The organism is Roseibium aestuarii, assembly GCF_008477545.1.
Classification (GTDB): Bacteria; Pseudomonadota; Alphaproteobacteria; order Rhizobiales; family Stappiaceae; genus Roseibium; species Roseibium aestuarii.
This window is the reverse complement of sequence record NZ_VORA01000001.1, coordinates 1,158,996-1,180,308: the sequence shown is the minus strand read 5'-3', so window position 1 is coordinate 1,180,308 and position 21,313 is coordinate 1,158,996. Positions and strand designations below refer to the sequence as shown.

The 21,313-nt window shown below is 64.7% G+C and carries 20 protein-coding genes; 13 read left to right on the top strand and 7 right to left on the bottom strand.

Annotated features, from left to right (window positions below; translation table 11 throughout):
• Positions 1 to 107: 107 nt before the first annotated feature.
• The 5 genes from FR728_RS05090 to FR728_RS05070 form a co-directional block, all read right to left on the bottom strand.
• Complete coding sequence (locus tag FR728_RS05090; RefSeq protein ID WP_208998658.1) at positions 108 to 1,472, bottom strand: L,D-transpeptidase family protein; 1,365 nt, start codon at positions 1,470 to 1,472, stop codon at positions 108 to 110.
• A gap of 337 nt (positions 1,473 to 1,809) precedes the next feature.
• On the bottom strand, positions 1,810 to 2,322 hold the full coding sequence (gene ldtR / locus FR728_RS05085) for a transcriptional regulator LdtR (RefSeq protein WP_149891522.1): 513 nt from the start codon (positions 2,320 to 2,322) through the stop codon (positions 1,810 to 1,812).
• Positions 2,323 to 2,484: 162 nt separating this feature from the next.
• Positions 2,485 to 3,402 (bottom strand): 3-hydroxyisobutyrate dehydrogenase, encoded by a 918-nt coding sequence (gene mmsB / locus FR728_RS05080; protein WP_149891521.1) that lies wholly within the window; start codon positions 3,400 to 3,402, stop codon positions 2,485 to 2,487.
• 112 nt (positions 3,403 to 3,514) lie between these two features.
• A complete protein-coding gene (locus FR728_RS05075; protein WP_149891520.1) occupies positions 3,515 to 3,925 on the bottom strand; it encodes a DUF6163 family protein in 411 nt (136 codons plus the stop codon).
• A 25-nt stretch (positions 3,926 to 3,950) separates the two neighbouring features.
• Positions 3,951 to 5,015 (bottom strand): enoyl-CoA hydratase/isomerase family protein, encoded by a 1,065-nt coding sequence (locus FR728_RS05070; protein WP_208998657.1) that lies wholly within the window; start codon positions 5,013 to 5,015, stop codon positions 3,951 to 3,953.
• Positions 5,016 to 5,348: 333 nt separating this feature from the next.
• Between FR728_RS05070 and hemB the strand changes: the two genes are divergently transcribed.
• The 5 genes from hemB (at position 5,349) to FR728_RS05045 (ending at position 11,280) form a co-directional block, all read left to right on the top strand.
• A complete protein-coding gene (gene hemB / locus FR728_RS05065) occupies positions 5,349 to 6,341 on the top strand; it encodes a porphobilinogen synthase (protein WP_244304463.1) in 993 nt (330 codons plus the stop codon).
• A gap of 143 nt (positions 6,342 to 6,484) precedes the next feature.
• Positions 6,485 to 7,753: a threonine ammonia-lyase gene (locus FR728_RS05060; protein WP_149891518.1), complete on the top strand. Its 1,269-nt coding sequence runs from the start codon at positions 6,485 to 6,487 to the stop codon at positions 7,751 to 7,753.
• 132 nt (positions 7,754 to 7,885) lie between these two features.
• Positions 7,886 to 8,383, top strand: a complete 498-nt coding sequence (locus FR728_RS05055) for an RDD family protein (RefSeq protein WP_149891517.1) — start codon at positions 7,886 to 7,888, stop codon at positions 8,381 to 8,383.
• A gap of 197 nt (positions 8,384 to 8,580) precedes the next feature.
• Positions 8,581 to 10,404, top strand: coding sequence for an SLC13 family permease (locus tag FR728_RS05050; protein ID WP_149891516.1), 1,824 nt, complete (start codon positions 8,581 to 8,583; stop codon positions 10,402 to 10,404).
• Positions 10,405 to 10,473: 69 nt separating this feature from the next.
• On the top strand, positions 10,474 to 11,280 hold the full coding sequence (locus tag FR728_RS05045) for an arginyltransferase (RefSeq protein ID WP_149891515.1): 807 nt from the start codon (positions 10,474 to 10,476) through the stop codon (positions 11,278 to 11,280).
• 57 nt (positions 11,281 to 11,337) lie between these two features.
• Here FR728_RS05045 and FR728_RS05040 read toward each other — a convergent pair whose 3' ends face one another.
• The gene (locus FR728_RS05040) at positions 11,338 to 12,012 is read right to left on the bottom strand and encodes a uracil-DNA glycosylase (RefSeq protein ID WP_149891514.1); all 675 of its coding nucleotides are present in this window, start codon (positions 12,010 to 12,012) and stop codon (positions 11,338 to 11,340) included.
• A 38-nt stretch (positions 12,013 to 12,050) separates the two neighbouring features.
• A complete protein-coding gene (locus tag FR728_RS05035; RefSeq protein WP_149891513.1) occupies positions 12,051 to 12,635 on the bottom strand; it encodes a LabA-like NYN domain-containing protein in 585 nt (194 codons plus the stop codon).
• A gap of 555 nt (positions 12,636 to 13,190) precedes the next feature.
• Here FR728_RS05035 and rpoZ point away from each other — a divergent pair.
• The 8 genes from rpoZ (at position 13,191) to recO (ending at position 21,303) form a co-directional block, all read left to right on the top strand.
• Positions 13,191 to 13,592 (top strand): DNA-directed RNA polymerase subunit omega, encoded by a 402-nt coding sequence (gene rpoZ, locus FR728_RS05030; protein ID WP_149891512.1) that lies wholly within the window; start codon positions 13,191 to 13,193, stop codon positions 13,590 to 13,592.
• Positions 13,593 to 13,827: 235 nt separating this feature from the next.
• Positions 13,828 to 16,074 (top strand): RelA/SpoT family protein, encoded by a 2,247-nt coding sequence (locus FR728_RS05025; RefSeq protein WP_149891511.1) that lies wholly within the window; start codon positions 13,828 to 13,830, stop codon positions 16,072 to 16,074.
• 47 nt (positions 16,075 to 16,121) lie between these two features.
• Positions 16,122 to 16,703 carry an orotate phosphoribosyltransferase gene (gene pyrE / locus FR728_RS05020; protein ID WP_149891510.1) on the top strand — a complete coding sequence of 194 codons (582 nt, stop codon included), beginning with the start codon at positions 16,122 to 16,124 and terminating at the stop codon, positions 16,701 to 16,703.
• Between the two features lie 86 nt (positions 16,704 to 16,789).
• Positions 16,790 to 17,395 (top strand): DUF2062 domain-containing protein, encoded by a 606-nt coding sequence (locus tag FR728_RS05015; protein WP_149891509.1) that lies wholly within the window; start codon positions 16,790 to 16,792, stop codon positions 17,393 to 17,395.
• A gap of 200 nt (positions 17,396 to 17,595) precedes the next feature.
• The gene (lepB, locus tag FR728_RS05010) at positions 17,596 to 18,345 is read left to right on the top strand and encodes a signal peptidase I (RefSeq protein WP_244304461.1); all 750 of its coding nucleotides are present in this window, start codon (positions 17,596 to 17,598) and stop codon (positions 18,343 to 18,345) included.
• A 55-nt stretch (positions 18,346 to 18,400) separates the two neighbouring features.
• Positions 18,401 to 19,108 carry a ribonuclease III gene (gene rnc, locus FR728_RS05005; RefSeq protein WP_149891507.1) on the top strand — a complete coding sequence of 236 codons (708 nt, stop codon included), beginning with the start codon at positions 18,401 to 18,403 and terminating at the stop codon, positions 19,106 to 19,108.
• A gap of 232 nt (positions 19,109 to 19,340) precedes the next feature.
• Positions 19,341 to 20,267: a GTPase Era gene (gene era / locus FR728_RS05000; protein WP_149892216.1), complete on the top strand. Its 927-nt coding sequence runs from the start codon at positions 19,341 to 19,343 to the stop codon at positions 20,265 to 20,267.
• Between the two features lie 106 nt (positions 20,268 to 20,373).
• Positions 20,374 to 21,303 (top strand): DNA repair protein RecO, encoded by a 930-nt coding sequence (gene recO / locus FR728_RS04995; RefSeq protein ID WP_149891506.1) that lies wholly within the window; start codon positions 20,374 to 20,376, stop codon positions 21,301 to 21,303.
• Positions 21,304 to 21,313: the final 10 nt, after the last annotated feature.

The window sequence follows — 21,313 nt, the reverse complement described above, 5'->3', positions numbered from 1 at the left end:
GCGTGAGAGGCGGACAAGCGGGAGACGACGCTTTCCCACGTCTTCACCCACGAAAAAAGCCGCTCCGCAGGGCGGAACGGCTTCAATCTGTCGCAGGAGCTGAGCGCTCAGAGGCGCGCCTGGCTGTCGGTCACGCCCTGGATCGCGTCCTGGTTCTCCATGGCGAAGAGACCGTCGCGGTCGTAGATGTCCTCGCGGAAATGCACCACGCCATCCGCATTGGCCCAGGCCGTCACATAGGTGAGGTAGAGCGGGATCTGGAGCTTCAGCTTCACGTCTTCGCGCAGGCCGGTGCGGATCACGTCATCCACCTTGGCGCGGTCCCAGTCCGGGGTGGAGGACTGGAGAAGCCAGGTCACCAGCTCGCGCACGTTCTGGACGCGCACGCAGCCGGAAGAGTGGAAGCGGTAGTCACTGCCGAACAGGGTCTTGGACGGAGTGTCGTGCAGATAGACCTGATGGGTATTGTGGAAGTTGATGCGCACGGAACCGAGGGAGTTCTCGTCACCCGGATCCTGACGGAACTGGTAGTTCACCGCGTCATTGGTGTTCCAGTCGATCTGCTGCCAGGAGAGCTCGTTGTTCTTCCAGTCGAAGATGCGGATGTGGTTGCGCGCCAGATACTCCGGATCCTTCTTCATCTTCGGGATCAGGTCCTTGCGGATGATGGAGACCGGCACGGTCCAGTAAGGATTAAAGTTCAGCTCGTAGATCTTGGAATTGAGGATCGGCGTCTGACGGTCGATCTTGCCGACCACGGCGGTGTGGCGCGAGCGCACGCGCCCGTCTTCCACGGCCTCGATCTGGGCCGCGGGGATGTTCACCATCACGTAGCGGTCACCCAGGAAGCCGGACATCGAGCGCAGGCGCACCAAATTGGTCTGGAGCTGCTGCAGGCGCACGTCCGCCGGCACATTGAGAGCAACGACCGTGTTGTCCCCGAGCAGGCCGTCGGCCATCAGGCCGTGACGCAGCTGGAAACGGCGCAGGGCGGCATCGACGTAACTGTCGAAGATGTCGGTCAGGCCTTCGCGCTGCTCCAGGTCTCCAGAGACCATGAGGCGGCGGCGCAGCTCGACCACGCGCGGATCGCGATCGCCGATGCGCAGGGGCTTGCCCTTGACCGGGGTCACCTGCCCCCAACCGCCCGTCTGGACGATGCGGGAATAGCGGTCGATGGCCATGGCGATATAGTCGGGGGTCTGGGCGGACAGGGTCGGCGTGGCGCTTTCCACGGCCTTGAGGCCCTCGGTGGAGGTGTCGAAGCGGTCTTCCCACTCCACCGGCTGGTTGGCGGCACGCAGGCTGTCGAGGGCCGTGGACTGGGCATTGGAGCCTGTCACGAAGCCGGAGCCTGCCAGAACGGACAGGGACATGAGACCGGCCACCGCCGAGCGGCGCGCCCGGGACAGGACACGGCCCGTCGCCGCAGTCCTTGGGGTGATTGCCGAGGTATCCAGCGAGACGTTCATGCTCAAAAACCCTGTTTCATCCTTCAGGCGGGAAGCCTAGCGCATCCCGCGTCGATCCGGCCCGGACCCTAACCAAACATGCTTAACAAATTGAAAGCCCTGGTGCTCAGGAGAGCTGAACCGGCACGACCTGCGGGCCACACGGGCACCGGATGCGGGACGACCGCGCAGCCCACGCCAGTCTGGGCGACGAAGCCACGCTTTTGTGTCGATATCATGTCCGCAATGCCGGACAGGCAAAAGCCCGACGCCCGACCGGACAGGGTCAGGAGACGGGCTTTTGGAAAGCGCCTCGATGATCGCACCGGGCCGCGGCGCCGCGGCCCTGCCGGCAAGATCAGAGACGGTAGAGAATCTGGTCGGTCCAGAACCGCTCGAGACGACGCAGGGATTTGTTCAGGGTGACGAAGTCATTCGCCCCGATTTCGCCGACCTGCTCGACGGACAGGATGTGCCGCTCGTAAAGCTCGTTCACGATCTTGGCGACTTCCCGGCCCTTGTCGGTCAGGCTCACTCGCACCGAACGGCGATCCATGCGGGAGCGCTGGTGGTGGATGTAGCCGGTCTCGACGAGCTTCTTCAGATTGTAGGACACGTTCGAACCGAGATAGTAGCCCCGCGTGCGGAGTTCGCCTGCGGTCAGTTCGGAATCGCCGATGTTGAAGAGAAGCAGCGCCTGCACGCTGTTCACGTCAGACCGGCCCATGCGGTCGAACTCGTCCTTGATAACATCCAGAAGACGGCGGTGAAGCCGTTCGACAAGGGTCAGGGCTTCCAGGTACAGCGGCTTGAGTTCCGCTTCCCCTTCTCCGTGAACCACTGCGTCGACTGCCCTTTTAGCGGTGATCATGTGTTTGCGCCTCTTGTTGCCTGTCTTTGTGGTGGCATTGTTTTTTGCGCCACCTTGACCTTCAAACTACAGAGGCGCCTCTAAGATCCGCTTAAGAGACACGCTGAATGATCCGTTAAATAAAAGAAGCTCCGTCAGGTAGTTAGCTCAAGACTTCGTTCATCATAAGGTCTTCAGCCAGGTGACCACGCCGGAGAAGTCGCGGCTCGCCCCGCCGGCCTCGCAATAGGCCTCGTACAGCGCCTCGGCTTGCGCCCCAAGGGGTGTGCGGGCACCGGAGCTGCCGGCGGCCTGCTGGGAGAGCTTCAGATCCTTGAGCATCATCGCCCCGGCGAAACCGGGCTTGTAGTCGTTGTTGGCCGGCGAGGTGGGTACCGGCCCCGGGACAGGGCAGTAAGAAGTCAGTGACCAACATTGGCCAGAAGATTTCGAGGCGATGTCGAAAAGCGCCTGCGCATCCAGTCCGAGCGACTCGCCGAGATTGAAGGCCTCGCTGACCGCAAGCATGGAAATGCCGAGAATCATGTTGTTGCAGATCTTGGCGGCCTGGCCATTGCCGGCCCCGCCCGCGTGAACGATCGTCTTACCCATGATCTCCAGCACCGGACGCGCCCGGGCCACCGCCTCGTCGGAACCGCCGACCATGAAGGTCAGAGTGCCGGCGGTCGCCCCGCCCACGCCGCCGGACACTGGCGCATCCACCATCACGTGACCGCGCTCGGACGCGGCAGCCGCCACGGCGCGGGCGCTGTCCACGTCGATGGTGGAACAGTCGATCAGAAGCGTGTCGGGGGCCAGTTCGTCGAGCAGGCCGTTGCCCGCACCGTCCTTGCCCCCACCGTTCTTACCCATGTAGATCTCGCGCACATGCGCGCCAGCGGGCAGCATGGTGATCACCACGTCGACGCCCTCAACGGCCTCATGAACATCGGAGACCGGCGTGCCGCCCACGGCGCCCAGCGCCTCGAGAGCCTTGGGGTTCAGATCGAAGCCCGCGACCTTATGGCCGGCGCGCACCAGATTGGCGGCCATGGGGCCACCCATGTTGCCCAGGCCGATGAAGGCGATCTTGCTGCTCATGTGACATGTCCTCCCGTTCGGCCTGCCATGGTCCTCCCGGCCGGCCGTCTTGATCTTGAATGCGTCCCGAAGGACGTCACCGGCGCGACTGCCGGGGCTTGCGGCCCGCGAGTCAGTTCGTCCGGTTCTCCCGTTCCATGAGATAAATCAGGATGAGATAGATTGCGATGGTCAGAAGGTAGAAGGCGATCTCATAGGGACGCCGGCCATAGACATCGGAAAAGAGCGTGTGCATCACGATCTGGCTGATGGCCCGGAAGAGCCACATCACCGTGCCCCAGGACACGGCAAGCCACAGACCGATGGCGGCCACAAGGTCAAGCACCGCGAAGAAGATGATGGCGGCCTGCCATTCGGTCGGCATGTCCCAGAACATCAGTCCGCGCCAGGGGGTCAGGCCGACGATCCGCGCCCAGTGGATGACGCCGCCGCCGATCAGCAGCAGGGACATCACGCGCAGATAGAAAACGAGTACCACGCTCCAGGACGGGCGGGCGCTGGCAAGATCCTGAAGGCCTGTCATCTGGGTCCGTTAGGGTTCCGGGCGGTCAAAACGTCAGATCGCCGCCGGCCGGTTCCTCGAAATACGCCGCGATGTCGGCGCTGTCCACTTCCTCGAGGATGGGCGGAGACCATTTCGGTGCATGATCCTTGTCGATCAGAACGGAGCGCACGCCCTCATAGAACTCCGTGCCCTCCAGGATGTGCGAGAGGATCCGGTATTCCATGACCAGGCACTCGCGCAGGTCCTTGCCCTTGGCGCGGCGCATCTGCTCCAGGGTGATCTTCAGGCTGGTGGGCGACTTCTCCACCAGGGTCTCGGCCATGATCTTGGCGGCGGTGGCGTCGCGGCTCGACTTCTCCGACAGCTTGTCCAGGTCGCCGAGAATCTTCTCGGCAGTCGCCCCCGCGAAGATCTTGTCGATCATTGGCTGGCGCGCCATCAGCCCGGAGCCGGCCGGCGCCTTGTGGAAGGCGTCGAGGGTTGCGGGAACGTCCTCGCTGGTCTCCAGCGCTTCGAGCAAGTCCGGGAAAGAGGCCCGCGGCACGGTGTGGGTCAGAAGCCCCACGCCAAAGGCATCGGCCTGCATGATGCGCGCCGCCGTCATGGCGCAGTAAAGGCCGATCTGACCGGGAAGCCGGCTCAGGAAATGGCTTGCGCCCACGTCGGGGAAGAAGCCGATGCCGGTCTCGGGCATGGAAAACAGCGTGCGTTCAGCGCCGACCCGGTAGGCTCCGTTCATGGAGAGGCCTGCCCCGCCGCCCATGACGATCCCGTCAATGAGGGAAACATAGGGCTTGGGGAAGCGGGCGATGCGGTCGTTCAGCCGGTATTCGTCGTGGAAGAAGGCCGTCAGCCCGGTCTCCCCGGCCATGCGGCCGTCATAGACGGCGCGGATGTCGCCACCGGCGCAGAAGGCCTTCTCGCCGGCCGCCGTGAGACAGACCACGCGGATCGCCGGATCCTCGGCCCACAGTTCGAGCTGGGCGGAAAGAGCCTTGACCATGTTGTGATTGAGGGCGTTGAGCGCACGCGGCCGGTTGAGGACGGCAAGCCCCAGTCCCTGTCGCGTTTCGAAGAGAATGTCGTCGGTCATGGTCGTCGTGTTCAAGCCCCCAGCCTCCCTGCCGGTCCCCTTCCCTCCGGTCGCGAAGCAGCCGGTCAGGTGCGGGCTGTGACTTTAGCCAAGGCGCTCGCGAGGTCAAACTGCATATTTTCGGGCATGCGTTGTCGTCCCCCTGCAACGACCACTCCTGCCCACTGGCGGCTTGACTGGCCCCGGTGTCATGCTAAAGCCGTGAGATCCGATCCCCTTGGCAATCAAGGCGTTCCCCGGACCCTCCGGAGGATCGCAAGGGCGAGCAGGTCTCGCGGGGACGGCAACCGAACACAGGAGCCCGCCATGTCCACGCCGCCGCGCAAGCACGCCATCACGCCGGAAACCATGGACGAGATTCTCGGCGGGCGTCGCATGCGACGGAATCGCCAGACCGACTGGTCGCGGCGTCTGGTGCGCGAGAACACGCTGACCATCGACGATCTGATCTGGCCGATCTTCCTGGTCGACGGCTCGGGCATCCGCCAGCCGGTTGCCTCCATGCCCGGCGTGTTCCGCCTCTCCGTGGACGAGGCCGTGCGCGAGGCGGTGAAGGCGGAGAGCCTCGGCATTCCGGCCCTTGCCCTTTTCCCCTACACGGATCCGGACCTGCGCGACGCGCTTGGCACCGAGGCCCTCAACGACCAGAACCTCATCTGCCGCGCCTGCCGGGCCATCAAGGCAGAAGGGCTGAACATCGGCCTCATCACCGACGTGGCGCTCGACCCCTACACCAGCCACGGCCATGACGGGCTGATGGAAGGTCCTCTCATCCTCAATGACGAGACGGTCTCCCAGCTCTGCCATCAGGCGCTGGTACAGGCGGATGCGGGTGCCGACATCATCGCGCCCTCCGACATGATGGACGGGCGCATCGGCGCCCTGCGCATCGCGCTGGACGCCAACGGCTTCCGCGACAAGCAGATCATGGCCTATTCGGCGAAATATGCCTCGGCCTTCTACGGTCCCTTCCGCGACGCGGTGGGCACCAACACCACGCTGATCGGTGACAAGCGCACCTACCAGATGGACAGCGCCAACACGGACGAGGCGATCCGCGAGGTGGAGCTGGATCTGGCCGAGGGCGCCGACATGGTGATGGTGAAGCCGGGCATGCCCTATCTCGACATCATCCGCCGGGTAAAGGACACGTTCTCCGTACCGACCTACGCCTATCAGGTGTCGGGCGAGTATGCGATGATCGCGGCCGCCAGCGCCAATGGCTGGCTGGACGGCGACCGGGCCATGATGGAGAGCCTGATGGCCTTCAAGCGCGCCGGGGCCGACGGCATCCTGACCTATTTCGCGCCGAAGGTGGCCGAGATCCTGCGCCGGGGCTGAAACCCCGCCCCGGGGGCCGTGTCGTCTGACGCTGCTCCACATCGCCGGTCCCGGGGGGAGAGACCGGCATCCAGATCGCTTCAGATCACTCAAGGGGCCCGTGCGGGAGACGCGGCACGGGCTCGCGAAAGAAGACCCGATTGATGAGCACAACCGCCCCCTCAAAGTCTGAAGCCGCCGCGCTGGCGGCCACCCTCACCCTCGACAGCATCCGTCAGGCGGCGGAGCTGCTGAAGGATGCGGTGATCGAGACGCCGTGCCTTCCCGCGCCGCGGCTGTCCGAACTGACCGGCGCCGAGGTCTTCGTCAAATACGAGAACATGCAGGTGACCGGCGCCTTCAAGGAGCGCGGCGCCCTGATCAAGCTGCTGAGCCTGAGCGCGGAGGAACGCGCCCGGGGCGTGATCGCGGTCTCGGCCGGCAATCACGCGCAAGGGGTCGCCTATCACGCCAGCCGGCTGGGCATCAAGGCGACCATCGTCATGCCGGCGTTGACGCCCTTCGTGAAGATTTCCGCCACCCGCGGCTTTGGCGCCGAGGTGGTGCTGGTGGGCGATACGCTGGCGGAGGCCAAGGCCGAGGCCGACCGGCTGGCCGAGGCCCATGGCTATGTCTGGGTGCACCCCTACGACGACGTGGAGGTCATGCGCGGTCAGGGCACCATCGCCCTGGAGATGCTCAAGAGCCAGCCGAACCTGGACACGCTGGTCGTGCCGGTGGGCGGTGGCGGCCTGATTGCCGGCATGGCGGTCGCCGCCAAGGCACTAAAGCCCTCCATCGAGGTAATCGGTGTCGAGACCGTGCTTTATCCGGGCATGTGGGGCGCGCTGCATGACAAGGAGGTGCGCTGCGAAGGCGCCACCATCGCCGAAGGCATTGCGGTGCGCGACATCGGACTGATCACCCAGGAAGTGGTGAAGGCGACCGTCGACGAGATCATCCTCGTCAAGGAAAGCACGCTGGAGCAGGCCATCAATGCCTATCTGACTCTGCAGCGGACGATTGCGGAAGGCGCGGGCGCGGCCGGCCTTGCCGCGCTGCTGAGCGAGCCGGAGCGGTTTGCGGGCAAGCGCGTCGGTCTGGTGCTGTGCGGCGGCAACATCGATCCGCGTCTCCTGTCGAAGATCGTGGTGCGCGAACTGGCGCGCGACGGCAAGGTGGTCTCCATCCGCATCGACACGCCGGACCGGCCGGGCGTCCTCGGCGACATTGCCATGACCATCGGCGACATGCAGGGCAATGTGGTGGACGTGGCCCATCACCGGCTCTTCCTCAATGTGCCGGCCAAGGGCGCGACCCTGGACGTGACCTTCGAGGCCTTCACCGCCCAGCATGGCAAGGACATCGTTCAGGCCCTGCGCGACAAGGGCTACACGGTGCGTCACCTGGACGTGGCCCAAACCATGGCTTGACGAGCGGGACCGGACCCGGGGGCTTGACGGGCGGGGACCTGACGAGACCTCAAGCGCAAGGGTTGCATTGCGCTGAAGGCCTCGACTTCCCATATCCCTGCCATGACCGATGCTCATGCTTCAGGAGCCGCCATGTCCAGCGACAGCCTTGCCCCTTCCGACCGCCCCGTCCTGTTCGACCCGCTTGTGCGGCCGGACCTTTTCGACGGTGTGCGCACCCGTCGCATGATGGCCTTCCTCATCGACGTGATCGCGGTCTTCCTCTTTGCCTCGCTGGCGGCCGTGGTGATCTTCTTCCTCGGGATCTTCACCCTCGGCCTGGCCTGGCTTGCCTATGCCTTCCTGTGGCCGGCGGTTGCACTGATCTACACCGCGCTGACGCTTGGCGGCCCGACGGCGGCCACACCCGGCATGCGGGCGATGGGCCTGGAAATGCGCCTGTGGCACGGCGCCCTGCCCTATCCGCTGCTGGCGGCCGTCCATGTGCTGCTCTTCTGGTTCTCGGTGTCACTGCTGACGCCGCTCGTGCTGCTCGTCAGCCTCTTCTCCGATCGCAAGCGTCTGCTCCACGACATCGTGCTGGGCACCGTGGTCATGAACACGGACGCCCTGCGCCGCAACGGCCTGTAAGCGGACACGGGCTGAGGTGCGTCCCTCGACAGAGCCCTTTGGAAGACAACCGGTTTTCCTTTCGAACCTTGGCGCCATGCACTAAGATCATCTCGGTTTGAGGCGCCATTGCCGGCCCTGCAAGGGCGCGCACTGCGGCGCCTTCGAACACCAGGAGGCTGCCCGGATGAGGGTCCGGGTGACAGCAGGCGGGGCGAATGCAGGCACTTGATCTTCCCATGACGCTCACCTTTCTGGTGATCGGCGTCACGATTGTTCTCTATGCGATGGAGCGCTACGCCATCGAGACCGTCTCGGTGGGCGCGGTCGTCGCCTTTCTGGTGCTCTTCACACTCTTCCCCAACGAGGCCGTGACCCCGACAGGGCTTCTGTCCGGCTTTGCCAACCCGGCGCTGATCACCGTCACCAGCCTGCTGATCATCGGCCAGGGCCTGTTCCAGACGGATGCCCTGGAGAGACCCGCCAAGCTGATCGTGCGCTGGACCCGCGGCCGCTCCGGCCTCGCCACCGTGCCGGTCCTGTGCCTGGTCGGGTTCCTCAGCGCCTTCCTCAACAACACCCCCGTGGTGGTGATGTTCCTGCCGATCCTGAGCGCCGTGGCCATCACCATGGGCAGTTCGCCCGCCCGGGTGCTGATGCCGCTCTCCTTCATCACCATTCTGGGCGGCATGACCACGGTTGTCGGCTCCTCGACCAACCTGCTGGTCGCCAACATCGCCAATGCCACCACGGACGTGCACCTGACGTTCTTCTCCTTCACGCCGCTGGGCGCGCTTCTGGCCGTCGTCGGGGGGATCTACGTGCTCTTCGTGATGCCGCGGCTGCTCACCGTGCGCAAGACTATGGCCGAGGAGTTGCAAGGGTCTTCCGGCAAGCAGTTCATCGCCCAGATCAACATCACCTATGGCCATCCACTGGTCGGCACCCAGTCGGTGTCGGGCATGTTCCCGTCGCTGAAGGACATGACCGTGCGGCTGGTGCAGCGCGGCGAGAAGCCGATCCTGCCCCCCTTCGAGAATGTCGTGCTGGCGCCCGGCGACACAGTGATCGTGGCCGCCACGCGCACCGCGCTCGCCAAGGCGCTGTCGGCGCGCAAGCCCCTGCTCGACGGCGAGGGCGGCACCTCGCCGGACTCCCCCGCCGACGCCCCGCCCCTGCCCACGGGCACCCTGACCTTGGCCGAGGCCGTGGTCGCGCCTGCCTCGCGCCTGATGGGCCGCACCCTGCTGCAATCGGGGTTCCATGCGGAAACCGGCTGCGTGGTGATGGGCATCCAGCGCCGCAGCCGGATGCCGCGCATGGCGATGAACGACATCCGCCTGGAGGCCGGTGACGTTCTGCTGGTGGGCGGCGATGCGGATCAGGTGGCGCGTCTGCGCGGCAACAGGGACGTGCTTCTCCTCGACTGGTCCCAGGCCGAAGTCCCGCGCCGCCGCTTCGCGCCGCGGGCGCTGGTCATCTTCCTGCTGGTGCTAAGCCTTGCCGCGACCGGGCTGGTGCCCATCGTCGTCACCTCCGTCACCGGCGTCTTCGCCATGATCGCGAGCGGCTGCCTGAACATCCGCCAGGCCATGCGGGCGATTGACAGCCGCATCTTCATGCTGGTGGGCTCCTCCATGGCGGGTGCGCTGGCGCTGGAGGCCTCGGGCGGGGCGGAGTTCCTTGCCACCTCCATGGTGGCCCTGCTGAAAGGCGCCTCGCCGGCGGTGATGCTGTCCGCGCTCTACCTGATCGTGGCGATCCTCACCAACTTCCTGTCGAACAATGCGGCGGCGGTGCTCTTCACGCCGATCGTCATCGGCATTGCAAAGCAGATCGGGGTGTCGCCGGAAGCCTTCCTCGTCTGCCTGATCTTCGCGGCCAATTCGTCCTTCGCCACCCCCATCGGCTATCAGACCAACCTGATCGTGATGGGTCCGGGACACTACAGATTCTCTGACTTCCTGCGGGCGGGAACCCCGCTGGTGATCATTTTGTGGTTGACCTTCTCCATCGTCGCGCCATGGTATTACCACTTGTGAAGCGCGCCCCCTTGAGGGGCGTCTCCCGTTAGGTGAGAGTGAGCGGCGGCGACAGATGAGAGGACGTTCGTGACGCGGCATCCGACAGACCACCCGCAGTTCTACCTGACGGCCCCTGCCCCCTGCCCCTATCTGGAGGGGCGGCAGGAGCGCAAGGTGTTCACGCATCTGGTGGGAAATCATGCGCCCGCGCTCAATGACGTGCTCACCCAGGGCGGGTTCCGCCGCAGCCAGAACATCGCCTATCGCCCGGCCTGCGAGGCCTGCCGGGCCTGCATCTCCGTCCGCATCCGCGTCGATGATTTCCGCTGGACCAAGTCATTCCGGCGCATTCGCGCAAAGACCCGCCACATCATCGGCGCCCAGTTGCCGCCGGCGCCCTCTGCCGAGCAGTATGATCTCTTCAAGACCTATCTCCACTCCCGCCATGAACACGGCGGCATGAGCGACATGAGCGTGCTCGACTATGCCATGATGGTGGAAGACACCCATGTGGAGACCTTGGTCGTTGAATACCGCCACAAGGGCCCCGACAGTTTCCTGACCGGAACGGGCACCGGTCCCCTGCTCGGGGTCGCCCTCACCGACCGGCTGAGCGACGGGCTATCGATGGTCTATTCCTTCTACGATCCCGACCAGCGGGATCTGAGCCTCGGCACGGTCATGATCCTCGACCATGTTGAGCGCGCCCAGCGGCTCGGCCTGCCTTACGTCTATCTGGGATACTGGGTGAACGGCTCGCCGAAGATGGCCTACAAGGCCCGGTTCCAGCCGCAGGAACATCTGGGCCCTGACGGATGGGTCGAGGTGAGCGACAGCGAAAGCCCCCCCCCTGCCGCGGCACAGACGCCACCCGCCTTCCCGCCCACGGTCTGACGACAGCGCCGTCCAGTCACGCGCAAGGCGTTTCCCGAGACAGGCTCCGCGCGCTCCTCAGGCGGAGCCGGCCGCGTCCAGCTCCTGGCGCATGGCGGAGAAGACCGAGCGGAACATCTCCGTCGTCAGCTTGCCGGTATTCGTGTTGTAGCGGGAGCAGTGATAGCTGTCGTAGAGCACCAGACCCGTGCCGGTCAGCTCGTGGCGGGCGCCATGGGCGAAGGGATGGGCCGCGCGCCTCTGGTCAAGCGCCGACAGGAACGTGTCATGGGCGATGCGACCGAGCGCGAGCACGAGCTTCAAGGCCGGATCCGCCCTGAGCGTCGACAGGAGATAGGGCCGGCAGGTGCGGATCTCCGGGCCCGTTGGCTTGTTCTCCGGCGGCAGGCAGCGCACCGCATTGGTGATCATGGCGCCGCGCAGGGCGAGCCCATCTTCCGGATCGGCCCGGTAGGTGCCTTGCGCGAAGCCGAAGTCGATCATGGTCTCGTAGAGGAGATCCCCGGCATAGTCGCCGGTGAAGGGACGGCCGGTGCGGTTGGCACCGCGCATGCCCGGCGCCAGCCCCACGATGAGGAGCTGCGGCGCGTCGGCGGACCGGAAGGTCGGCACGGGCGCATTGAACCAGTCGGGGAACTGGACCTGCAGGTCCTGCCGCAAGCCGACAAGGCGCGGGCAGGCATTGCAGTCCTTGGGCGGATCGACCGGACCCGGGGAACGCGCGTCAGTCATGGTCTCCCTGACCTGTTGTCCGTGGGTCCGAGCCGGTCTCAGTAGTCGTCGTCATCCTCGACGTCGTCCTGCACGGGCGCGCGGGACGGACGTTCAGAGGGGTCACGACCGATCTTGTTGGCCAGGGTGGCCAGATCGATGAAGTGGTCGGCCTGGCGGCGCAGGTCGTCGGCGATCATCGGCGGCTGGGTCTTGAGGGTGGACACCACCGACACCTTGCGGCCCTTGCGCTGCAGCGCCTCGACCAGAGAGCGGAAGTCACCGTCACCGGAGAAGAGAACGATGTGGTCGACATGATCGACGAGCTGCATCGCGTCGACCGCGAGCTCGATGTCCATGTTGCCCTTCACCTTGCGGCGACCGGACGAATCGACAAACTCCTTCACCGGCTTGGTGATTACCTTGTAGCCGTTGTAGTCGAGCCAGTCGATCAGGGGACGGATAGAGGAATACTCCTGATCCTCGATCAGAGCCGTGTAGTAGTATGCCCGCAGCAGGTAGGCCTGGCCCTGAAATTCCTTCAACAACCGCTTGTAATCGATGTCGAAACCAATAGCCTTTGCGGTGGAATAAAGGTTTGCGCCGTCAATGAACAACGCAACCTTTTCACGTGCATCAAACATCCTTAGGGGAACCTTTCTTATTTTCTGCAATTCCCGAAAGGCGACCTGATCTCTTTAAAAATAAGTTTGAACGGTCGCCATTCACGGCAGACTGCAGAAAGTCCGGGCCTTGTACCGACCCTTAGAAGTGCCTTGTTCTATACCCGCGTGACTCTTCTGATTTTTTTGTAAGGGGAGCCACAATTCAGCCCGTACACCAAATAGCCCCAAAACTGCAATCACAAATAACCGTCCAAGATCATTCGCCCCCTGAAAATCGCTTCACTTCCGCGTGCAAAGCGCTCAAGGTCCTGACAAAGTATGCATTAAGACCTGTCATAAATTTCAAGAGATGTCCGACCGGCAGTTTCTGCCGGGCACTGCTATGCCAGTTGCTCCCCACGCCCTGAACTTGCATGGCCTATTGGCTCCGGCCCGCTGTTTATCACCGGACTGACTTGTCAGACCGGATGCGTGACACGACAGCAGGTCGCAGGAAGGCTTTTGGGGTTGCTTTACCCCACCCGGATCAGTATACGCTCACTCCTCAGGTTCCCTCATTTATGGAGACGTCTTATGGCGCGCGTGACCGTCGAGGACTGCATCGACAAGGTCGAAAATCGATTCGAGCTCATTCTTCTTGCAGCTCATCGCGCTCGTATGATTTCGAGCGGCTCTCCTCTGACGGTCGATCGGGACAACGACAAGAACCCGGTCGTGGCCCTGCGTGAAATCGCGGACCAGACTGTCAGCCCGGAAGACCTCAAGGAAGATCTCATCCACTCCCTGCAGAAGTATGTGGAAGTGGACGAGCCGGAAGCCGAAGCTGTTCCGCTGGTTCAGACCAGCGGTGGCCAGCAGGCGACCCAGGTGGCTCAGGTGGACGATTCCGCCGTCGAGTTCGACCGTATTTCCGAAGAAGATCTTCTTCGTGGCCTCGAAGGCCTGGTGCCGCCGGAGCGTTCCGACGACATCTGATCCGGCAACGGATCATCCGGATGGAAGGGGCGTGGCGCCGCTCTCCCGGTCTTCCCGGGACCGCTCTGGCCGCCCGCCCCTGATCCCCCGCGCGGCATGAGACGTGCCGTCGAAACGGGCCCTCCGGAGCGCAGATTGCGCCCTGTGGCGCGCCAGCGGACGGTCCTGACCCGCTGTTCCTTGCCGGCATGCGGAGACTTCGGTTCTCCCATCTTCAGTTGGTCCGATTGCCGCCATGATGCGCCAATACGAACTCGTCGAACGAGTCACACGCTATAACCCCAACGCAGACGAAGCCCTGCTCAACAAGGCCTATGTCTATGCCATGCAGAAGCATGGCGAGCAGAAGCGGGCCTCCGGCGACCCCTATTTCTCCCATCCGCTCGAAGTGGCCGCCATCCTCACCAACATGAAGGTGGATGACGCGACGATTGCCGTCGCCCTGCTGCATGACACGATCGAGGACACGGACGCGACCCGCGCCGAAATCGATCACGTGTTCGGCGAGGAGATCGGCAAGCTCGTCGAGGGCCTGACCAAGATCAAGCGGCTCGACCTGGTGTCGCGCAAGGCGAAGCAGGCGGAGAACTTCCGCAAGCTGCTGCTGGCGGTGGCCGATGACGTGCGCGTGCTTCTCGTCAAGCTGGCCGACCGGCTGCACAACATGCGCACCCTCGATCACATGCCCGAGCACAAGCGCGGGCGGATCGCGGAAGAGACCATGGACATCTATGCGCCGCTGGCCGGGCGCATGGGCATGCAGGACATGCGCGAGGAGCTGGAGGACATTTCCTTCCGCACCCTCAATCCGGACGCTTATGAGGCAATCGCGGAGCGGCTGCGCGAACAGCGCGAGACCAATGCCAACCTGATCTCCGAGATCGAGCGGGTACTGAGCGAGCGCCTGCAGGAGCGCGGCATGGCGGCCATGGTCAAGGGACGCGAGAAGCGCCCCTATTCCATCTTCCGCAAGATGCAGAACAAGTCGCTCGGCTTCGAGCAGCTGTCCGACATCTACGGCTTCCGGGTTACGGTGGGCACCACCGAGGCCTGCTACCGGGTTCTGGGGATCATCCACACCACCTGGCCGACGGTGCCCGGCCGGTTCAAGGACTATATCTCCACGCCGAAGTCCAACGACTACCGCTCGATCCACACCACGATCGTCGGCCCATCGCGCCAGCGCGTGGAATTGCAGATCCGCACCATCGCCATGGACCGGCTCGCCGAATACGGGATTGCCGCCCACGCCCTCTACAAGGACGGTGATGTGGAACGCGGCGGGCGCAACATTGCCCAGCTCACGGAAGAAAGCCGCGCCTATGAATGGCTGCGGCGGACCATCGATCTGCTGGCGGAAGGCGACACGCCGGAAGAATTCCTCGAGAACACCAAGCTCGAGCTGTTCCACGACCAGGTGTTCTGCTTCACGCCCAAGGGCCGCCTGATCGCCCTGCCCCGCGGCGCGACCCCCATCGACTTTGCCTATGCGGTTCACACCCTGATCGGCAACACCTGCGTCGGCTGCAAGATCAACGGCAAGATCATGCCGCTGGTCACCGAGTTGCAGAATGGCGACGAGGTGGAAATCGTCCGCTCCCAGGCGCAGACGCCGCCTCCGGCGTGGGAAAGCATCGCGGTTACCGGCAAGGCGCGTGCGGCCATCCGCCGGGCGACGAAGGAATCCATCCGCAAGCAATATGGCGCGCTCGGCGAGCATATCCTCAAGCGGGCCTTCTCCCGGGCGGACAAGCCCTATTCGGAAGACGTGCTGAAGCCGGCGCTGGAAGATCATGCACAGGGCTCCGTCGCCGACCTTCTGGCCGCCGTCGGCCGTGGCGACATTCCCGCCCAGTCCGTGCTGAAGAGTGCCCATCCGGATTATCAGGACGAACGCACGGTCGGCCTGCCCCAGCCCAACGAAGAGGGCTGGTTCAACCTGGCGCGGGGCGCGGGCCTCAAGTTCCGCATTCCCGTCTCCGATCTCGATCACGCGATCACCGGATCGGGTGACGACGCCCTGGGCGGCGTGTTCCCGATCCGCGGCTTTGCCGGCGGCGACATTCCGGTGAACTTTGCCCCCGATGGCGGGGCCGTGCCCGGCGACCGGATCGTCGGCATCCTGACGCCGTCCGAAGGTCTGACGATCTATCCGATCCAGTCCCCGGCCTTGAAGGAATTCGATGATCAGAGCGAGCGCTGGATCGACGTGCGCTGGAACATCGACGTAGACAATCCGGAACGCTTCCCGGCGCGGCTGGCCATTTCCGCCGTCAACGAACCCGGGTCGCTCGCCACCATCGCCCAGATCATCGGCGACAATGGCGGCAACATCGACAACCTGAAGATGGTGCGCAAGGCGCCCGATTTTCACGAGATGCTCATCGATCTCGAAGTATGGGATCTGAAGCACCTGAACAGGATCATCAACCAGTTGAGATCCAAGCAGAACGTGTCCAGCGTCACCCGCGTCAACGGCTGACATGAGGCGTCCCTGGACCTGACCGACCCTAGAGAGGACCTGACCCCATGACCCGTGACGAAGTGCTTGAGGTCTTCCGCGAAGCCGGCGCCATCCTGGAAGGCCACTTCATCCTGTCGTCCGGCCTGCGCAGCCCGGTGTTCCTGCAGAAGGCCCGGGTGTTCATGTATCCGGAAAAGACCGAGCGCCTGTGCAAGGCGCTGGCCGCCAAGATCCGCGACGCGGGCCTGGGCCAGATCGACTTCGTCGTCGGCCCGGCCATGGGCGGCCTGATCCCGGGGTACGAGACCGCGCGTCACCTCGGCGTGCCCTCCATGTGGGTGGAGCGCGAGGACGGGGAATTCCGCCTGCGCCGCTTCGAGATGCCCAAGGGGGCCCGGGTGGTGATCGTCGAGGACATCGTCACGACCGGCCTTTCCAGCCGCGAAACGGTGGACGCCCTGAAGGCGATCGGCGCCAACGTGGTGGCCGTGGCCTGCCTGATCGACCGCTCCGGCGGCGAGGCGGACACGGGCGTTCCGCTGGTGGCCCTGACCGATTACAAGGTGCCGGCCTATCCCGCCGACGCTCTCCCGCCGGAACTTGCCGCCCTTCCGGCCGTGAAGCCCGGCAGCCGGGGGCTGGCATAAGCGCCGGTTCCCTGTAGGGTTGGAGTGATGATTCTTCCGGCCCGCACGCGGGTCGCCTTCAGAGCAGTACGGGTAGCGTAGAGTTCATGCTGTTTCGCCGCAGACACAGGCCGACACGACTGGAACAGCTGCGGGTGGCCGTGTGGCCCCGACACAGCTGGGTCCGGTCAACCCGTTACTATGGCAAGCGGGTCCTGCGGCTGACGGCGACGCCCCATGCCATCGCCATCGGCTTTGCCGCCGGGGCCTTTGCCTCCTTCACGCCGCTCATCGGCTTTCACTTCCTCATCGCCTTCGCGCTGGCTTATGTGATCGGCGGCAACCTGATCGCCTCGGCGCTGGGAACCTCCGTCGGCAACCCGCTGACCTTCCCCTTCATCTGGGCGGCCACCTTCAAGGTGGGCAGCTGGATCCTTCCCGGGCGCCAGGGCGGCGGGCCGGGCGAGATCCACGAGCAGTTCCAGGAGCGGCTTCTTTCCAAGTCCCTCGACGTGCTGTTTCCCATGCTCAAGCCCATGATGGTGGGCGCCGTGCCGCTCGGACTGATCGCCGGGGTGACCAGCTATCTGCTGGTCTACAAGAGCGTCGAGCTCTATCAGCACCGCCGGCGCAAGGCGATTTCCGGCAAGCGCCCGCCGCTGCCCTTCGATCCGGATGGCTGTGACGACCGTAGCGGCCCGGGGACTGGCTGACAGCCCTCTGGCGCTCCTCTGCAATCCGGAAGCTGCCCCGGCCATGGTGCCCGGACGTCGTGGCGCATGGACAGCGGACCGCCGAAACGCTATGTGTTTTCGGAATCGGACCCTTGCCCTGTCCCCTTTCCGGTCAGCGGAGCCGGCTCCCTTCCCTGCGCCCCCGATTGCGGGTGCCCGGACCATCTTTTAAGGACGACATTCGCGTGAAAGACAGAAAACAGAACGACGATGGCGGTTTCGTCGAGACCGTGAAGATCATCGTTCAGGCGCTGGCGCTCGCTCTCATCGTGCGGACCCTGCTGTTTCAGCCGTTCAACATTCCTTCCGGCTCCATGAAGGACACGCTGCTGATCGGCGACTATCTGTTCGTGTCCAAGTTCAGCTATGGCTATTCCCGCTATTCGCTGCCCTTCGGTCCGAACCTGTTCTCCGGCCGCATTCTGGCCAGCCTCCCCGAGCGCGGCGACATCGCCGTGTTCAAGCTGCCGACCGACCCGTCCATCGATTACATCAAGCGGGTGATCGGCCTGCCGGGCGACCGGATCCAGATGATCGACGGCGTGCTGCACATCAACGGCGAGGCGGTCAAGCGCGAGCGGATCGACGACTATATCGAGGTCAGCGACTACGGCTCGGAACGGGTGGCGCGCTACCGGGAAACCCTGCCCAACGGGGTGACCTATGACACGCTGGACCTTTCGCCGAATGGCAGCCTCGACAACACCCGCGAGTATGAGGTCCCCGAGGGCCATTACTTCATGATGGGTGACAACCGGGACAACTCGACGGACAGCCGCGTGCTGAACCACGTGGGCTATGTGCCCTTCGAGAACTTCGTGGGACGGGCCGAAATCCTGTTCTTCTCCATCTCCGGCGATCAGCCGGCCTGGGCCTTCTGGTCCTGGCCCGGCTCCGTTCGCTGGGACCGTCTGTTCAAGACGCTCTAACATTCAACCTGGCCGGTGGTCGCACCGGCCGGGCCCCCAAGAGGACGCCGAACCAATGGCGCGTGACGACACCACTGCTGCATTCAAGGCCCTGAAACTGAAACTGGGCCACACCTTTGCCGACGACAGCCTGCTGGCCACGGCACTGACCCATGCCAGCGCGCTGGATCCGGCCGATGCCGGCCGGGGCAGCTACCAGAGGCTCGAATTCCTGGGTGACCGGGTGCTCGGGCTTGTGGTCGCCGCCATGCTGCACACCCACTTTCCCCGTGCCGACGAGGGCGAACTGGCCCGGCGCTTCAACCAGCTGGTGAAGCGGGAAACCTGCGCGGAAATCGCGACCGAGCTCAACATCGGCGCCGCCATGCGCATCGGCCAGTCCGAAGCCCAGACCGGCGGCCGCAAGAAGGGCGCCCTTCTCGCCGACATGTGCGAGGCGGTGATTGCGGCCATTTACCTGGATGGCGGATTCTCTGCGGCGGAAGCCTTTGTCCGGCGCATCTGGGAGCCGCGCATGCTATCCTTCCGCGGACCCTTGCGCGACGCCAAGACTACCTTGCAGGAATGGGCGCAGTCGCGCGGGCTGCCGACCCCACGCTATGACGTGCTGAGCCGGGAAGGCCCGGACCATGCCCCGGAATTCGTCGTGGGCGTGACCGTGCTGGGCCTGCCCCGTGGCGAAGGCCAGGGCGGCTCCAAGCGCATCGCCGAACAAGCCGCCGCAGAAGCGGTACTGCGCCGTGAAGGCGTGTGGAACGAATAGGACACTGCCCGTGAACACTCACGACACCCCTGACGACGATCTGCCGAAGGATCCTCTGGCTGCGACCGAGCAGGCCGAAGATACGCGCGACGACGCCGATCTGGACGCCGAGGCCCTTGAGGACGACGATTTCGAGGGCGCAGACTTCGAGGGCGATGACTTCGAGGGCGACGACTTCGACGATGAAGAAGGCGACGAGGACGCGCTCGCGGCGCGTGCTCCGCGCTTCGACATGCCCCTGCCCGATCCGGCAGCCCCCCTGCCCGACAACACCCGTGCGGGCTTCATTGCCCTCATCGGCGCGCCCAATGCGGGCAAGTCGACCCTGATCAACCAGCTGGTCGGCACCAAGGTCTCCATCGTCACCCACAAGGTGCAGACGACGCGTGCCATCGTGCGCGGCATCGCCATGCATGGCGCCTCTCAGCTCGTCTTCGTGGACACGCCGGGCATCTTCAAGCCCAAGCGCCGTCTCGACCGGGCCATGGTCGACACGGCCTGGGGCGGGGCGCGCGACGCGGATCTCATTGCCCTTCTGATCGATGCCCGCAAGGGGATCGACGAGGAGGTGGAGAAGATCCTGCTGCGCCTCAAGGACATCCAGTCGCCCAAGGTGCTGATCCTCAACAAGATCGACGTGGCGAAGAAGGAGCAGCTGCTGAAGCTCGCCCAGGCCGCGAACGAGTTCGTGCGCTTTGACGAGACCTTCATGGTCTCGGCCCTGAACGGCAGCGGCACGGATGCGATCCTCGACTATTTCTCCGACAAGGTGCCCGAAAGCCCCTGGCTCTTCCCGGAAGACCAGCCTTCGGATCTGCCGCTGCGCATTCTTGCGGCCGAGATCACCCGCGAGAAGCTATTCGAGCGGCTGCACCAGGAGCTGCCCTATATTTCCACGGTCGAGACTGAGCGCTGGGAAAGCCGCAAGGACGGATCGGCCCGGGTGGAGCAGACGATCTACGTGGAGCGCGACAGCCAGAAGTCGATCGTCCTCGGCAAGCGGGGGGCAACGATCAAGGCCATCTCGACCGCCTCGCGCAACGAGTTGTCGGAGATCATCGAGGCGCCCGTTCACCTGTTCCTCTTCGTGAAGGTGCGGGAGAACTGGGCGGATGATCCGGAGCGCTACCGAGAAATGGGGCTGGAGTTCCCCCGCTGAACCGCTCCTCACCAGACTGATAATCACCAGAATAATGATTACGGGGGCGTCGGAGATCCGGCGCCCCCGTCCTGCTTTTGCGACCGGAATCGACTAGTCTGCCCCGATGGAATGGACGAGCGACGCCCTCATCCTGGCAACCCGCAAGCACGGGGAAGCCGACCTCATCGTCGAGGTGATGACGCCCGGGCACGGGCGGCATCTGGGGATGGTGCGCGCCGGACGGTCCCGCCGGCAGGTCTCGGCCCTGCAGCCCGGCAACAGCGTGCGGGCCACCTGGAAGGCGCGGCTGGGCAGCCAGCTCGGCCAGTTCCGCATCGAGCTTCTCACCGCGCGCACGGCAGGCTTTCTCGCCTCTCCGGCCGCGCTCTACGGGCTTCAGCATCTGGCCGCGCTCCTGCGGCTGCTGCCGGAACGCGACAGCCATCCCGCCCTCTATGAAGCCCTCCTGATCCTCTGCGACCATCTGGACGAGCCGCGCATCGCCGCGCCGCTCATGGTGAAGCTGGAACTGCAGGTGCTCTCCGAGCTCGGTTTCGGTCTGGATCTGGAGCGCTGTGCGGCGACAGGGCGGGCGGATGATCTGGCCTATGTCTCGCCGAAGTCGGGACGCGCCGTCAGCCGCGAGGCGGGTCAGCCCTATCATGACCGGATGCTGCCCCTGCCCGGCTTTCTGGTCGAGGGGCACCGGCAAAGGGGATCGGAGATTTCCTTCCGGGACATTCTGGCCGGGTTCGATCTGGCCAGCTTCTTCCTGGAGCGGGTGGCCGAGGGACATGGACACGCAAGGCGGGGCCCGCAAGGCGTCGCAAAGGCGTCGCCATCCTCCCCTGGCCGCGAGGCTTCAAGGGACACGGCCCAACAGGCCCAAGGGCCTCTCGACAGCCTGAGCGCCACGCGCAGGGCGCTGATTGCGGCCTATGGCAAGACCTACCGGATCGAACAGCCCTGGGACTTCCTGGAGATCGATGCCGCTTCGGACGTGGACCCGGGGGACGGATCCTCCACTCTCGGACTGGTAGGTCCGCGGCGCTGAGGGCGCGTGA